Genomic DNA, 15,342 nt, shown 5'->3' with positions numbered 1-15,342 from the left:
GTTACCGCCCGCCCAGCCGGTTCCGCTTCCACGCGGAGCCCGTGGCCGCCGGCGCATCGGCCGGTGCTACGGCAGTAGCTTTCTTTTCTGACAGCAGCATAGCGCCCAATACTGCGGCCAGCTTATCTAATGCCTCATCGGCTGCGGCGGGCTTGAGGGAATCCGCCGTGAAATGGTCGCGGATGAAGTTGGTATCGAAGTTGCCGCTTACAAAAGCCGGGTGCTGCAGCACGTAGCGGCCGAAGCCCAGGGTAGTTTCAATGCCGGTTATCTGGTACTCGTCAATGGCGCGTAGCATACGCTCAATAGCCTCCTGGCGGTCCTTGCCGAAGGTAACGAGCTTGGCAATCATGGGGTCGTAGTAAATCGGGATGTCCATGCCCTGCTCAAAGCCATCATCCACGCGCACGCCGGGGCCCTGGGGGCGCACGTAGGTGGTCAGCGTTCCGATATCGGGCAGGAAGTTGTTCTGCGGGTCTTCGGCGTACACGCGCAGCTCCAGGGCGTGGCCCGTAATGGTGAGGTCTTCCTGGGTGAAGGGCAGGGGCTGGCCCTCGGCCACGCGGATCTGCTCCTTTACCAGGTCGAGGCCCGTGATTTGCTCCGTTACCGGGTGCTCTACCTGCAGGCGGGTGTTCATCTCCAGGAAGTAGAAGTCGTGGTTTTCATCCAGCAGAAACTCCACGGTGCCCGCCCCGGTGTAGTCGCAGGCGCGGGCCACATCTACGGCGCACTGGCCCATGCGGGCCCGCAGCTGGGGCGTAAGCACCGAAGAGGGCGCTTCCTCGATTACTTTCTGGTGGCGGCGCTGGATGCTGCATTCCCGCTCAAAAAGGTGCACAATGTTGCCGTGCTCATCACCCAGTACCTGAATTTCGATGTGGCGCGGCGAGCCGATGTATTTCTCAATGAATACGGCCCCATCGCCAAAGGCCGAAACCGCTTCGTTTACGGCCAGCTGCATCTGCTCCTCAAAGTCGGCTTCGGCGTTTACAATGCGCATGCCTTTGCCGCCACCGCCGGCCGAGGCTTTAATCAGGATGGGGAAGCCTACCTCGCGGGCAATCTTTTTGGCGGCTTCTACATCCGAAATGGCTTCCTCGGTGCCGGGCACCATGGGAATGCCGTATTTAGAAACGGCCTGCTTGGCCGCCAGCTTCGAGCCCATCAGCTCCATAGCTTCCGGGGAAGGCCCCACGAAAATCAGCCCGGCTTCCTTCACCATGCGGGCAAATGAGGCGTTTTCACTCAGAAAACCATAGCCCGGGTGAATAGCATCAACGCCCAGTTGGTGGCATATCTCCAGAATTTTGTCGCCGCGCAGGTAGCTTTGGGCCGAGGCGGGCGGGCCCACGCACACGGCCTCATCGGCGTAGCGCACGTGCAGAGCGTTGCGGTCGGCTTCACTGTAGATAGCCACGGTTTTCAGGCCCATTTCTTTGGCTGAGCGCAGCACGCGCAGCGCAATTTCGCCCCGGTTGGCAACGAGTAGTTTGGAGATTTTTTTCATGCGGGAGAGAAGCGGGTGGGAGTAAGGCAACGGCCAGGTCTATGTAGTAAGCCTGTAGCAGGCCTTTCATGGAAGAAACAAGGTTAAAACAACGCCTTGCTCTGCGGGTTGAAAGGTTTGGCAACAGCTTGCTAAGACCGGGAGTCTGAGGTTTCCATCACCAAAGAAACGCCATTCTGCCGGCTCCATAAAACTCCCTGCGGAAATTCAAGCCTGCCGCTGGGCAGTTGGATGCCTCGCAAGGGAAGGTTACCTTTGCGGATTGCCATAACTTTGTACTTCTGGGGTCTTGGTACTTTGTCCATAACTCCCTGATTTCTTTTCACATCTAACCCTGTTCCTTCGTGGATCTATTTGAGAAGATTGCCGCCAACCGCGGCCCGCTGGGCAGCCACGCGCATTATGCACATGGTTATTTCTCATTCCCTAAACTGGAAGGCGAAATCAAGCCCCGCATGATTTTTCGCGGTAAAGAGGTGCTCACCTGGAGCCTGAATAACTATCTGGGCCTGGCTAACCACCCTGAAGTGCGCAAGGCTGATGCCGAGGCGGCGGCGGAGTACGGTATGGCCTTGCCCATGGGCGCGCGCATGATGTCCGGCAACTCCAACCTGCACGAGCAGCTGGAGAGCGAGCTGGCCGACTTCATAAAGAAGCCCGACTGCATGCTCCTGAACTTCGGCTACCAGGGCGTGGTATCCATCATCGACGCCATGGTTAACCGCCACGACGTGATTGTCTATGATGCGGAGTCGCATGCCTGCATTATTGATGGCGTGCGTCTGCACCAGGGCAAGCGCTTTGTGTATACCCACAACGACATGGCCAGCCTGGAAAAGCAGCTGGAGCGTGCCAAGCGGATTACGGACGAAACCGGCGGTGGTATCCTCGTGATTACGGAAGGTGTATTCGGCATGTCGGGCAACCAGGGCGACCTGCGCGGCGTGGTGGCCATGAAGGAGAAATTTGAGTTCCGTTTGTTCGTGGATGATGCCCATGGCTTCGGCACAATGGGCGCTACCGGCGCCGGAACGGGCGAAGAACAAGGCGTGCAGGATGGCATTGACCTTTATTTTTCGACGTTTGCGAAGAGCATGGCCAGCATTGGTGCCTTCGTGGCCGGCCCCGAGAACGTAATTGAATATTTGCGCTACAACATGCGCAGCCAGATTTTCGCCAAATCCTTGCCCATGGTGCTTGTAGTAGGCGCTTTGAAGCGTTTGGAGCTGCTGCGCACGCAACCCGAGCTGAAGGATAACCTCTGGACCGTGGTACATGCCCTGCAAAGCAGCCTGCGCGAAAAAGGCTTCAACATTGGCACCACAACCTCGCCCGTAACGCCTGTGCTGCTGGCCGGCGAAATCAGTGACGCCACCCAGCTAATCTTCGATCTACGTGAGAATCACGCTATTTTCTGCTCTATCGTGGTTTATCCGGTGGTACCGAAGGGGGTAATTATGCTTCGTCTGATTCCAACGGCAGTACACTCCCTGGAAGACGTAAAAGAGACCATAACGGCCTTTGAGGCCGTTGCAGCCAAGCTTGACAAGGGCTTGTACTCCAAAACCCAGGTGACTGTATAAGCAGCAGGCACAATGGAGCAAGCGCCGGAGCCCGCAAGGGTTCCGGCGCTTGTGCTTTATAGGACTTTTTATGGAATTGATTTGGCAAGCCGGACGGGCTAACTAGACAAATTAGAGGTCGAATATGGGAATAGCGTCTGAAAAGGGGGTTTTTAAAAAAAGTTGAACTATTGCTTGTATTTGAAATCCCTGTATATTAGGCCCGGTCAAACCCATTATTCCACATCTCATAACCCTCCCCCTCATGAACAATTTTGGCAAACTGCGTGACCTCGTAATGGCTATGGAAGGCGACTTCGAGAAGTTCTACGACAAGAGCAACTCGGCAGCCGGCACTCGCGTGCGTAAAGGCATGCAGGAGCTGAAGAACATGGCTCAGCAAATCCGCTCGGAAGTGCAGAACATGAAGAACGATGCTGCTGGCTCGGCCGGTGCTGGTGCAAAAGCTGCTCCTGCTAAGAAAGCCGCTCCTGCTGCTGCTAAGAAAGCTGCTCCTGCAAAGAAGAAGTAATGCCGGGCGGCCTTCGTTGCCGCATCCGCTTACAAACAAAAGGGAGTCCGTCATTCGACGGACTCCCTTTTGCTTTCCGGCCCGTTGAGGCTTACTACACTACTTTAATCAGGTAGTAGTTCTTCTTGCCTTTCTGGGCCACCATGTACTTGTCCAGCAGCAGAGGTACTTCCGATGCTTGCTGCTCCAGCCCGGCTTTCTCCCGGTTCAAACTCACGCCGCCGGCCTGAATCATCTTCTTAGCTTCGCCTTTAGAAGGGAAGATGACCGAATTGGTAGCCTCGCTCAGCAGCGTTACGGCATTCAGCTCGGAGAGCTGGGCGCGCGGCACTTCCATATGGGGTACGCCGGCAAATACATCCAGCAGCGTAGCCTCATCCAGGCTGGAGAGGGCACCACCGCCAAACAGCACCTGCGAGGCCGCCAGGGCCGCTTCATAGGCCTCAGCAGAGTGCACGCGGGTAGTTACGTCTTTGGCCAGCGCCTTCTGCAGCACGCGCAGATGCGGGGCCTGGGCATGCTCAGCTTCCAGCGCTTCAATTTCCTCCTGGCTCATCAGCGTGAACACCCGGATGAGGCGCGGTACGTCGGCATCGGCGGCGTTCAGGAAGAACTGGTAGAACTGGTAGGGCGAGGTCATGGTGGGGTCTAGCCACACGGTGCCGGTTTCGCTCTTGCCGTACTTGGTGCCATCGGCCTTGGTGATGAGCTGGCCGGTGAGGGCGTAGGCTTTGCCCTCGCCGCCGGTCATGCGCCGGATAAGCTCCGTGCCGGTGGTAATGTTGCCCCACTGGTCAGAAGCGCCCATTTGCAGGGTACAGCCCAGGTTTTTGTAGAGGTGGAAGAAGTCGTAGCCCTGCAGCAACTGGTAGCTGAACTCGGTGTAGCTGATGCCTTCCGCGCCGGTGTCCTCGTTGCCGCTGATGCGGCGCTTTACTGAGTCTTTGGCCATCATGTAGTTCACCGTGAGGTGCTTGCCTACTTCGCGCAGAAACTGCAGAAAGCCGAAGTCCTTAAACCAGTCGTAGTTGTTCACCACCAGCGCGCCGGTGGGGCCTTCCGTGAAATCCAGGAACTTCTCCAGCTGGGCCTTGATGCCGGACTGGTTGGCCCGTAGGGTTTCCTCGTCCAGCAGGTTGCGCTCGGCTGATTTGCCGGAGGGGTCGCCAATCATGCCGGTGGCGCCGCCTACCAGGGCCAGGGGGCGGTGGCCGGCGCGCTGCAGGTGCACCAGCAGCATAATGGTGGCCAGATTGCCGATGTGCAGGGACGCGGCCGTGGGGTCGAAGCCGATGTAGCCGGAAATGGGGGCGTTGGTGCGCAGGTGCTCATCGGTGCCGGGCATCATATCGTGGAACATCCCACGCCAGCGCAGTTCGGAAATCAGGTCCATTCAGGAAGTATTGGTTGTCAGAGAGTCGTTGCCATTGGCCGCGGAAATCCACCGGCCGAACAGCAAAGGTAACGTGCCGGAACGGTACCTTTATGCTTCGTTTTGAAGGACCATAGTGGATTCGGCCTGAATCCTGCCTTTCCTCCATCCGCCACTGACTACCCCGCCATGCCCGCCGTTTCCGCCGATGAACTTCTGAACCAGCTGCGCCAGCGCCAGTTTGCGCCCGTGTATTTTCTGCAGGGCGAAGAGCCGTACTACGTGGACCTGGTGGCCGATATGCTGGAAAAAACCGTGCTGCAGGAGCATGAGAAGGGTTTTAACCAGGTGGTGCTGTATGGCAAGGATGCGGATGTAGCCACTATTCTGAACCAGGCCAAGCGCTTCCCCATGATGGCGGAGCGCTCGGTGGTCATCATCAAGGAAGCCCAGACTATTCTGGATCTGGAAAACGACAAATCGTGGCCGTTTCTGGAAGCCTACCTGAAAAACCCGCTGCAAAGCACCGTGCTGGTGTTCTGCTACAAGCACAAAACCCTGGATGCCCGCAAAAAGCTGGGCAAGCTGCTTACCGGCGACAAAAAAACGCCCCCGCCCGCCGGCGTGGTGCTCATGACCAGCAATAAGATTTACGATAACCAGGTACCCGCCTGGCTCACAGCCTACGTGCGCAGCAAAGGCCAGCAGATTACGCCCCAGGCCACCGTTATTCTCTCCGAATACATTGGTACGGAACTGGGCCGCCTCACCAATGAGGTAGATAAGATGCTGATTAACCTGCAGGCCGGGCAGCCCATTGATGAGGACCTGGTGCAGCGCATGGTGGGCATCAGCAAGGAGTACAACATCTTCGAGCTGCAAAGCGCCCTGGTGCGCCGCGACGTGCTGAAGGCCAACCGTATTCTGCTCTACTTCGAGGCAAACCCCAAGGCCAATCCGCTCATTCCGAACCTCACCCTGCTGTTCAACTATTTCTCCCGCCTGCTGGCCCTGCATCAGATTTCCAACATTTCGGAAGGCGACTGGCTGAAATTTGGCCTGCGCTTCCCCGTGCAGCGCCGCGACTACCAGACTGGCCTGAAGGCCTTCAGCTTTGAGCGCACCCGCGACATCGTGCACCTCATCCGGCGCGCCGACCTGCAAAGCAAAGGCATCGACAGCGGCTCCATGACCGACGGTGAAATCCTGCGCGAGCTGATTTTCCTGATTCTGCACCCCGTGCCCCTGCACGCCATTGGGGCGTAACGGTTAATTATTTATCCGTTAATTATTATTGGGTCATGTCGAGCGCAGTTGAGACATCTCGCTAGTGTGGTAAATAGTGATTAGCACCACACCATCAGCACGCGAGATGTCTCGACTGCGCTCGACATGACGGGCTTTATGGTGAAAGTGGCAAAATCTGACTTGCATGCTGCAACCCAGAATAGAGGTAATTGCTGAGAAAAAATTAATCGGCAAACGGCTGCCGATGTCTTTTGCTAATAACCGCACGGGGGAGTTGTGGAAGAGCTTTATGCCCCGGCGCCACGAAATTCATCAGGCAATAGGAGCGGACCTGTACTCCATGCAGCAGTATGCCCCGGGCTTTTTTACCGACTTTAACCCGGCGGCAGAATTTGAAAAGTGGGCCGGCTTGGAAGTGACGGACTTTGCCACAGTGCCGCCGGATATGGAAGCCGTGCTAATCCCCGGCGGCCAGTACGCCGTTTTCTTCTATCGAGGACTCAATACAGATACCAGCATCTTCCAGTACATATTCACTACCTGGCTGCCGGCTTCCGATTATGTGTTAGATGACCGGCCGCATTTTGAAATCCTGGGGCCGAAGTACAGGAACAATGATCCGGCATCGGAAGAGGAAATCTGGATTCCCGTTAGCCGGAAGGCTTAGAAAGGAGCGAGCTAGTAAAGACCGTAAACGGGAAGAAGAAACCAAAGGAAAAATTTCCGCGTTATATGGAAAAATTTCCCTAGCTTCGTCAACGTCAATACCAGAAACCATGGCCAGCCCCGCAACCCGAGTTAAAGCCGCACCGCAGAATATGTGGGCCCAATGGGGCCGCACCGGGCAGGATTCGTTTGCCCTGGTAATGGCGGCACGCAAGGGCATTCCGGCGGCTACGGCCTTTGAAGTAGCCGAGGCTCTTCACCTGCAGCCCAGCCAGCTGGAGGCCATTTATGACCTCTCTACCAAAACGCTGCGCAGCTACCTGCAGGATAAAAAGCTGCTGAACGCGGCCAGCAGCGAGAAAACCCTCAAAATTATTGCTCTCTATAACCTGGGCGTGGAAGTGTTTGGCGAAGCCGATGCGTTTCTGCGCTGGCTGGGCAAACCTGCCCACGGTCTGGACGGCGAAGTGCCGTTGCGCCTGCTGGAAACCAGCGGCGGCATTGATCTGGTAGAGGAGGAGCTGAGCCGCATTGCCTACGGCGACCTGGCCTAACGATGCTCGTCTACCGCATCTGCCTGGCCAAATACGCTGAAGACCTGTTTGCCTCCGGCCGCCGGGCCCGCTGGAACAGTAAGGATAGATTTGTAGTGTACACCGCCGCCACGCGCGCCCTGGCCTGCCTGGAAAACGTAGTGCACCGGAGCGGCGAAGGCCTGAACGACCAGTTCCGGGTATTGGTCATCGATATTCCCGATGATCTGCCCATCGAAGAAATAAAGCCGGCTCAACTGCCCGTCGGCTGGGAAAAGGCCAGTAGCTACTCCATCTGTCAGCCGTTGGGTGATGCCTGGTATGAGCACCGCAAAGCCGCGGTGCTACGCGTGCCCTCGTCCATCATCCCCCAGGAAAGCAACTACGTCCTGCACACCCGCCACCTGGATTTCAAACGCATCCGCATTGTGGCCTGGGAGGAGTTTAGCTTTGATAACCGTATCAAGGCAGAAGAACCGGAAGGCTAAACCGAACCGTCTGTCATGCAGAGCAAAGCGAAGCATCTCGCATGCTGATGTAGCCAAAGTAACCGTCATGCTGAGCTTGTCGAAGCATCTCTACCGCTTCGTTGGGTTTACCATACTACCAAGATGCTTCGACAAGCTCAGTCAGCATGACACTAATAATTGAATAAGATCTAAACTCAACCTCTCTATGCAAGTCCTCGATATCATTCAAATGTCTCCGAAAGAAGTGTTCATCGTGGGCAATCTGGAGGGTGCCGTGAAGCCGGGCTCGTGGGAGTTGCGGCTGAATGGTGAGGCGGTGGCCACACTGGAAGCCATGGGCGAGGCGCAGATACAAGGCAGCTCAAAAGGTAAGCTGGTGCCGCCGCGGGTAGTGGTTTGCAAAGGCCAGGTAGATAAAAGCCGCTTTGATTTCACCCGGGACGAGGTGACGATGGAGAAGATGTAAAGCGGAGCAACGGCTGGCTGGCACACCAAAACTTCTCTGCAGCACGTTACAAACGGCAAAAAAGGGCGTTTTAGCGGCAACCCGCCGTAAACTTTTCGCTACTTTTGGCCATATGCGGCCTTTGGAGGCCGTCTCCCGTAACGACCCGCAATGAAGTTTATAAACCGGATTGTACTGGCTGCTGCCCTTGGCACGGCGGCCCCGCTAGCGGCTCAGGCCCAGCAGACGCAGGTTTTCGCCAACGATGAACGCTACTTTCAGGAAGGCCTGGAGCTTTTCGACCGCGCCAAGTATGGCGCCGCCCAGGTTGCTTTCCAGCATTACCTGGAGCTGACTCAGCGCCGCACCGGCGACCAGCAGGACCGCACCACCGATGCCGAGTACTACTACGCCGTGTCGGGCCTGTATCTGCTGCATCCTGATGCTGAAGGCCGCATTCTGGCCTTTGCCGCCCGCAATCCAGCCCACCCAAAGGCGGCCGTAGCATTTTTTGAGCTGGGCAAATTCTACTTCGATAAGAAAAACTACCCCAAGGCCATTGAGTACCTGCAGAAGGTAGGGCCGGATAACCTATCGGCGGACCAGCGCGCCGAGTCGGAGTTTAAACTGGGATACAGCTATTTTGCCCAGAAGCAGTTTGATAAAGCCCGCCTGCTCTTTGACCGCAACAAGCAGGGCAACCACCAGTACCGCTACGCCAGCAGCTACTACGCCGGCTACCTGGCCTACCTGAACAACGACTTTGCCGGCGCACGCAAAGACCTGGCCGTGGCCGAGGAAAACGACGCCTACCGCCCCGTGGTGCCGGCCGTGATGACGCAGATTTACTACAAAGAAGGCGACCTGGATGGCCTCATCAGCTACGGTACCAAAGCCCTGGCCCAAACGCCACTGCCACAAAGCGCCGATGAAATTCAGCTGCTGGTAGGGGATGCCTACTATCAAAAGAAGGATTACAAGCAGGCTGCTGAGTACTTTGACCGCTACGCTAACGGACGTAAGCGCATTGAGCCAGAAGTGCAGTACAAAGTGGGCTTTGCCAACTACAAGATGGGCGACTACAAAGGCGCCATTGGCAGCCTGAAAGGCGTGGCCGCCCGCCGCGACTCCCTCGGTCAGAATGCCGCCTACCACCTTGGTTTGAGCTACATGCAAACCAACCAGAAGCAGCTGGCCCTAAACTCTTTTGATGCTGCGCGCAAGCAGAATTTCGATAAGAACATCACCGAAAATGCCACGCTGAAATATGCGCAGCTGAATTACGAGCTAGGCAACTCGGCGGAGGTTATTGCGGCGCTGAAGGATTTCAACAAGAAATTCCCCCGCTCCAAGAATGCCCCGGCGGCCGATGATATCCTGAGCGAGAGTTTCCTGAACTCCAACGACTACGCGCAGGCCCTGAACTACCTGGAGGGGCTGGACAACCGCAGTAGCAAGCTGAACGCCACCTACCAGCGCGTGGCCTATTACCAGGCGGCCACGCTCTACAACAACACCCGCTACAACGAGGCCCTGCCCTTGGTAGAAAAGTCCCTGAAATACCCGCAGGACGATGCCTTGCAGGCTGCCGCGCAGGTGTTGCAGGGAGATTTGTACAGCGTGGGACAGCAGTATCAGCCGGCCATTACCAGCTACACCGCCGCGCTGCGCACTGCCGCCAGCGGCCCCGCCGCCAAAACCACCCTCGACCAGCAGGCCCGCTACGGCCTGGGCTACGCCTACTACAACACCAAACAGTATGAGCGCGCTCGCCCGCAGTTTCAGGCCTACCTGAGCGATGCGCAGGCTAAGCCTTCTGACCCCAATTTCTACGACGTAGTACTGCGCCTTGCCGACATTAACTACATAGCCAAAAGCTACCAGCAGGCGCTGGATGGCTATAATAAGGTCATCAATGCCAACGCGGCTGATAAGGACTACGCCTACTACCAAAAGAGCGTAACGCTGGGGCTGATGGGCCGCCGCGACGAGGCCGCCAGCACGCTGGCCACGCTCCTGAAAACCGCACCCAGCTCCCGCTACGCCGATGACGCGGTGTATCAGCAGGCTGATTTAGAATTCCAGGGTGGTAACTACCAGGCGGCGGTGGCCGGCTTCACGCGCCTGCTGGACAACCGCCCCAACAGCCCGCTGGTACCTACCACGTTGCAAAAGCGCGGAGTAGCCTACGCCAACCTGGACCAGCATGATAAAGCCGTAGCCGATTTCAAACGGGTGCTGGACCAGTATCCGCGCAGCAAAGCCGCCAGCAGCGCCATCTATTCCCTGCAGCAGTCGCTCACGGCGCTGGGGCAGTCGGAGGAGTTTGACAGCTACCTGGCCCGCTACAAGCAGCAAAACCCCAATGACGCCGCAGTGGAAAGCGTGGAGTTTGAGGCGGCAAAGTCTTTGTACCTCGCTGAAAAGTACGAGCTGGCCATTCCCAAGCTGGATGCTTATCTGAAGCAATACCCCGGCAATGCGCTGTCGGCGGATGGGCGCTACTTCCTGGCCGACTCTTACCTGAAGACCGGCAAGAAGGACCTGGCGTTGCCCCGACTGCGTGCGGTGGTGGAAGAAGGAAAATCAGAGTTTCTGAACCGCGCCATTGGCCGGGTAGCCGAGCTGGAGTTCGAGAACAAGAACTACTCTGAGGCCATCAAGTACTACGCACGGCTGCGGGAAGTGTCGCAGAGCAAGCGCGAAATTGCCAATGCTGCGCTGGGGCTGATGAAGAGCTACTACGAGAGCGGTGACTACGCTGCCACGCGCCGCACTGCTGAAGAGCTGCAGGCCATGGGCAATGCCTCGCTGAATGCTACCAACTCGGCGCTGCTGTATCTGGGCAAAGCCAGCTACAAAGCCGGCAACCTGGACCAGGCCGTAACGGAGCTGGGCAAAGCCGCCGGCACTGCCACCGATGAAATTGGGGCCGAAGCACAGTACCTGCTGGCGGAAGTGCTGTTCAAGCAACAGAAGTATGATGCCGCTTTGGATGCTGCCTACAAGAGCAACTCCAGCTTCTCCAACTATGAGCTGTGGCAGGGCCGCTCGTTCCTGCTGATTGCCGATATCTACACGGCGCAGGGCGAAACCTTCCAGGCAAAAGCTACGCTGAACTCCATCATCGACAATAAATTCCCGGTGCCGGAAATCATTGAAGGAGCTAAACAACGGCTTGCTGCACTGGACAGTGGTACCGCTCCGGCTGCGCCCGCCAAAACCCCTCCAGCCAAGGCCAGCACCGGTAAAACCCCCGCCACCAGCAAGCCAGCCACAACGGGCAAACGCACACCGCTGAAAAACTCCCTGACCGAGACGCCCACGGACTCCACGGCCACGCCCGCCAATTCCGATGAACAGTAAGCCGGTTATTCAAACGCATTACCCATGGTTCGGCAGGAGCGGAGTACGGCTTCTGTCTGCATCAACCCCAACTATATGACGCTTCGCTCTCCTCAGATTCTTGCCCTTGCTGCCGTGCTGGCGGCCAGTGCCGCGCCCCGTACCCTGTGGGCGCAGACCACCCGCGGCAAGATTGAAGACGCAGAAATTGAAATCGTGAAGGAGCGGGTAAATCAGCTGCCCGAGGCCACCCGGAATTTCGATAAGATCAAAATTGAGCCGCCGGCGAAAGGCGACCAGCAGGTGAAGTACTCCTTCCAGGACTTCCAGCTGCCTTCCAACAACCTGAACCCATCGGTGCGGGTGCTCACCATTAAGCAGGAAGAACTGGCCCCGCTGCTGGGTAACTATGCCAAGGCAGCCCTTGGCAACTACGGCTCACTGTACGGCAAGCTTTACCTGCACAACACCCGGGATAACGCCGCTTCCTACGGGGTAAACCTGAGTCATATTTCCTCGGCCAAGGGCCCGGTAGACGGCAAAAACTCGGGCAGCAGCCAAAGTAGCTTAGGGCTGAATGGGGAAACCTACAGCGGCCCGCTTACCCTGGGCGGCAGCCTGGATCTGGGTCATGAGCGTTACAATTTCTACGGCTATAAAGCTCAGAATGACCGCCCCGATGCCGACTCGCTCAAGCACGCCTTCAACCGCGCCGCGGCCAAAGTGTACCTGCGCAACCGGGCGGCCGATGCCCAGTTTCAGTATGACCTGAGCGCCGGCTTCAATTTCTGGAAAGACAACCTGGAAGCCCGCGAAAGCAACTTCCTGGTGGGCCTGCAATCCAAGTACTACCTCTCGGAAAACACCCGCGTAGCCATCAACGGCGACGCCTCGTTTATCTCTTACAAAGACTCTCTGACGGTAAGCCGCCCTTATGTGCAGGTAACGCCCGCCTTTGAGGTAGACCTGGACCGGCTGGATATTTCCCTGGGCGCTACCATCGGCTACACCGGCGACACTATTGGCACAGTGAAGCAGCTTAGCGTGAACCCGGCCGTGCGCCTGGGCTACACCGTAGCCGAAGACAAGTTTGTGGTGTATGCCGGCCTGGGCGGCGGGCTGCAGCGCGTAACCATGTACGACCTGAGCACCGAAAACCCCTGGCTGGGCCGCAACCAGCGCGTAGCCGACACGCACCGCGGCCCCTCGCTGTTCTTTGGCTTCAACGCCTCGCCGGTGCGCGCGCTGGAAGTGAATGCCAAAGTAACGGTAGCTCAGGATCAGAACCTCTATTTCTACAACAACTCCCTGCGCGACCAAAGCCGCTTTGATCTGGTGTACGACCGGAAATCGACGCAGCTGCTGAACGTGCACGGCGAGGTGCTGTATAATGCCGCCGAACGTTTCCGCCTGGGCTTCAAAGGCGACTATAATGGCTACAAGGTGCACTCCCTGGAGAAAGCCTACCACCGGCCTGCCTTTCAGGGCTCGGTTTTCGGAACCTATAACATGGATGAGAAGCTGTTGCTGGGCGCCCAACTCTACACGCTCAGCTCCAGTTTTGGCTCAGAATTCATCCCCGGAACCTTCGACCCCGGTGCAACGGCAGACCATCTGGCTCCCAAGGCCACGGACAGTGTAATTGACCTTAATCTGCGGGCGGATTACCGTTTTTCGGAAAATCTGTCAATATTTGCTTTAGGCAACAACCTGCTGGGACGTAAATATGAGCGTTTCCTGTACTATCCGGTGAAAGGCGTGAACGTGCTGGCGGGGGTTACCTATGAGTTTTAACCTTTTGCTACCCGCACCAAGCCACCGTCCCTTGCAGCTATCCGACCACATCCGCGCCTTGTTGCGCGAGCACGACTGCGTTATCATTCCCGATTTCGGGGGACTCATTTCCGACTATTCTCCTGCCCACATTCACCCGGTGCGCCACACGCTGGCTCCGCCGGACAAGAGGGTAGCCTTTAACCAGGCCCTTACCCGCAACGATGGTTTGCTGGTAGATGCCCTGAGCAACACGCTCAACATCTCATCAGCCCAGGCCCGCCAGATGGTGCGCGACGCCGTAGCCCGTTTGCAGAGCGAGCTGGCCGAAAACCACCGGACTGAGCTTCCCGGTATCGGAATTTTCCGGTACGCTGCCGGCCGTGGTCTAGATTTCGAATACACCGGCACGCAAAATCTGCTGTCGGCCAGCTACGGCCTGCCGGAGCTGCTCTCGCGCCCCGTGCGCGCTACCGATGCCCTGATTGCCCGGGAGCGACCCACCGAGGTGGTGCCTATGCTGGCCGCCACGCGCCGCCGGATGGGCAAGCGCGTGTTCAATACGTTGGCTGCCGTGGTGGTTTCCGGCCTGGTGCTGTCGGCTAACTACATGCTGGCCCAGCGCTTCGATTATCTGCCCGCCAGCCTGCAGTTCTCTACGGAGGCAGTAGCGCAGGTTCCCGTGGAAACTCCGGCTCCTGTGCTGCGCCAACAGGCTGCGCTGGCCCAAACCAGTTGGGATGACCAGCAGGTGACCGAGCCCGTAGCAGAGGTGGCACTGCCCGCAGCAAAACCGGAAGTGACTCCTGCACCGGCTAAAGCTCCAGCTCCTGTTGCTGCAACTTCTACAGTAAAGCCCGTGTCGGTTGCAAAAGCAGCCCAACCAGTTAGCTCCGCCACAATTTCCACCATCACCAACCGTTGGTACGTGGTGACGGCTGCGCTAACCAACGCCAAGGCTGCCGAGCAGCTCCGCAAGCAGTACGTGAGCAAAGGCATTACCGTGAAGCTGCTGACGCCCCGCCGCGGCAACCGCTTCGTGCAGGGTACCCGTTACTACCGCATTTCCGTAGCCGATTTCGCCGATAAGGCTTCGGCAAAGAGCAGCCTACCCACGCTGCGTAAGAAATTCGGCAACGACATTCTGGCCACCAACTATTAGCATGACGCCATTCCTCCTGCAGATTACCACCACCGCTGCTGATACCGCTACCGCGCTACCCACCACCGCTGCTGATTCCGACCTCTCGCTGATTGATCTGATCCTGAAAGGGGGCTGGATCATGATTCCGTTGTTTATCCTGTCGGTTATTTCGGTGTACATCATCATCGAGCGGTACATCACCATTCGTCGGGCCGCCGTTAACCCGGAGTCGTTCATGAATGGCATCCGTAATCTGATGGTGAAAGGGGATCTGCAGGGCGCTAAAATGCTCTGTGCCCAGAACCCTTCGCCACTGGCCCGCATGATTGAAAAGGGTATCCGCCGCATTGGTCTGCCCCTGAAAGACATTGAAGCCAGCGTAGAAAACGTAGGCAAAATTGAAATTGCCCGCCTGGAGAAGAACATCAGCATCCTGGGCATTATTGCCGGTATCGCGCCCATGCTGGGTTTCGTAGGTACTATCATCGGCGTAATCAAGATTTTCTACGCCATCAGCGCCACCGGCGACTTTGGTATCGCCCAGATTTCGGGCGGTCTGTACACCAAAATGGTAACCTCCGCGGCGGGCCTTATTGTGGGTATCATTGCCCACGTAGGCTACCACTGGCTGAGCATCATGGTAGAGCGGCTGGTGTTCCGCATGGAGAACTCGGCCATCGAGTTCATGGACATTCTGCAGGATAATTAATCAGAAACCGGTTGTCAGCGGTGAATTGCGGTT

The 15,342-nt window shown here is 57.4% G+C and carries 12 protein-coding genes and 1 pseudogene; 11 read left to right on the top strand and 2 right to left on the bottom strand.

Annotated features, from left to right (window positions below; all coding sequences use genetic code 11):
- Nucleotide 1: 1 nt before the first annotated feature.
- Nucleotides 2-1,510: an acetyl-CoA carboxylase biotin carboxylase subunit gene (gene accC, locus AM218_RS06390; protein ID WP_054412922.1), complete on the bottom strand. Its 1,509-nt coding sequence runs from the start codon at nucleotides 1,508-1,510 to the stop codon at nucleotides 2-4.
- A gap of 344 nt (nucleotides 1,511-1,854) precedes the next feature.
- On the opposite strand from accC, the gene AM218_RS06385 reads away from it, so the two are divergent.
- Together AM218_RS06385 and AM218_RS17175 are read left to right on the top strand one after the other, a co-directional pair.
- Nucleotides 1,855-3,093: an aminotransferase class I/II-fold pyridoxal phosphate-dependent enzyme gene (locus tag AM218_RS06385; RefSeq protein ID WP_054412920.1), complete on the top strand. Its 1,239-nt coding sequence runs from the start codon at nucleotides 1,855-1,857 to the stop codon at nucleotides 3,091-3,093.
- Nucleotides 3,094-3,337: 244 nt separating this feature from the next.
- A pseudogene (locus AM218_RS17175) lies at nucleotides 3,338-3,505 on the top strand (BF3379 family histone-like protein); the annotation flags it as partial.
- 193 nt (nucleotides 3,506-3,698) lie between these two features.
- On the opposite strand, the gene tyrS reads toward AM218_RS17175, so the two are convergent.
- Nucleotides 3,699-4,997, bottom strand: coding sequence for a tyrosine--tRNA ligase (gene tyrS / locus AM218_RS06375; RefSeq protein ID WP_054412918.1), 1,299 nt, complete (start codon nucleotides 4,995-4,997; stop codon nucleotides 3,699-3,701).
- A gap of 168 nt (nucleotides 4,998-5,165) precedes the next feature.
- Here tyrS and holA point away from each other — a divergent pair, with 168 nt between their 5' ends.
- From holA to AM218_RS06330, 9 genes are all read left to right on the top strand, one after another.
- Nucleotides 5,166-6,242, top strand: a complete 1,077-nt coding sequence (gene holA, locus AM218_RS06370) for a DNA polymerase III subunit delta (RefSeq protein ID WP_054412916.1) — start codon at nucleotides 5,166-5,168, stop codon at nucleotides 6,240-6,242.
- Between the two features lie 166 nt (nucleotides 6,243-6,408).
- Nucleotides 6,409-6,891 (top strand): GyrI-like domain-containing protein, encoded by a 483-nt coding sequence (locus AM218_RS06365; protein ID WP_054412914.1) that lies wholly within the window; start codon nucleotides 6,409-6,411, stop codon nucleotides 6,889-6,891.
- A gap of 109 nt (nucleotides 6,892-7,000) precedes the next feature.
- Nucleotides 7,001-7,444, top strand: coding sequence for an Xre family toxin-antitoxin system antitoxin (locus tag AM218_RS06360; protein WP_231576133.1), 444 nt, complete (start codon nucleotides 7,001-7,003; stop codon nucleotides 7,442-7,444).
- A gap of 2 nt (nucleotides 7,445-7,446) precedes the next feature.
- On the top strand, nucleotides 7,447-7,911 hold the full coding sequence (locus AM218_RS06355) for an RES family NAD+ phosphorylase (RefSeq protein ID WP_054412912.1): 465 nt from the start codon (nucleotides 7,447-7,449) through the stop codon (nucleotides 7,909-7,911).
- A gap of 187 nt (nucleotides 7,912-8,098) precedes the next feature.
- Complete coding sequence (locus tag AM218_RS06350; protein ID WP_157547548.1) at nucleotides 8,099-8,359, top strand: hypothetical protein; 261 nt, start codon at nucleotides 8,099-8,101, stop codon at nucleotides 8,357-8,359.
- A gap of 150 nt (nucleotides 8,360-8,509) precedes the next feature.
- Nucleotides 8,510-11,704 (top strand): tetratricopeptide repeat protein, encoded by a 3,195-nt coding sequence (locus AM218_RS06345; protein WP_054412909.1) that lies wholly within the window; start codon nucleotides 8,510-8,512, stop codon nucleotides 11,702-11,704.
- 75 nt (nucleotides 11,705-11,779) lie between these two features.
- The gene (locus AM218_RS06340) at nucleotides 11,780-13,477 is read left to right on the top strand and encodes a TonB-dependent receptor (RefSeq protein ID WP_054412907.1); all 1,698 of its coding nucleotides are present in this window, start codon (nucleotides 11,780-11,782) and stop codon (nucleotides 13,475-13,477) included.
- Nucleotides 13,467-14,618 carry an HU domain-containing protein gene (locus AM218_RS06335; RefSeq protein WP_082318095.1) on the top strand — a complete coding sequence of 384 codons (1,152 nt, stop codon included), beginning with the start codon at nucleotides 13,467-13,469 and terminating at the stop codon, nucleotides 14,616-14,618. The genes AM218_RS06340 and AM218_RS06335 overlap by 11 nt, the downstream gene beginning before the upstream one ends.
- Nucleotide 14,619: 1 nt before the next feature.
- Entirely contained in the window at nucleotides 14,620-15,309 is a 690-nt protein-coding gene (locus AM218_RS06330; protein ID WP_054412903.1) for a MotA/TolQ/ExbB proton channel family protein, read from the top strand.
- Nucleotides 15,310-15,342: the final 33 nt, after the last annotated feature.

The sequence above is a fragment of the Hymenobacter sp. DG25A genome, assembly GCF_001280305.1.
Taxonomy (GTDB): domain Bacteria; phylum Bacteroidota; class Bacteroidia; order Cytophagales; family Hymenobacteraceae; genus Hymenobacter.
Note: the sequence above shows the minus strand (reverse complement) of the source record. Positions and strands in the feature narration are given on the sequence as shown.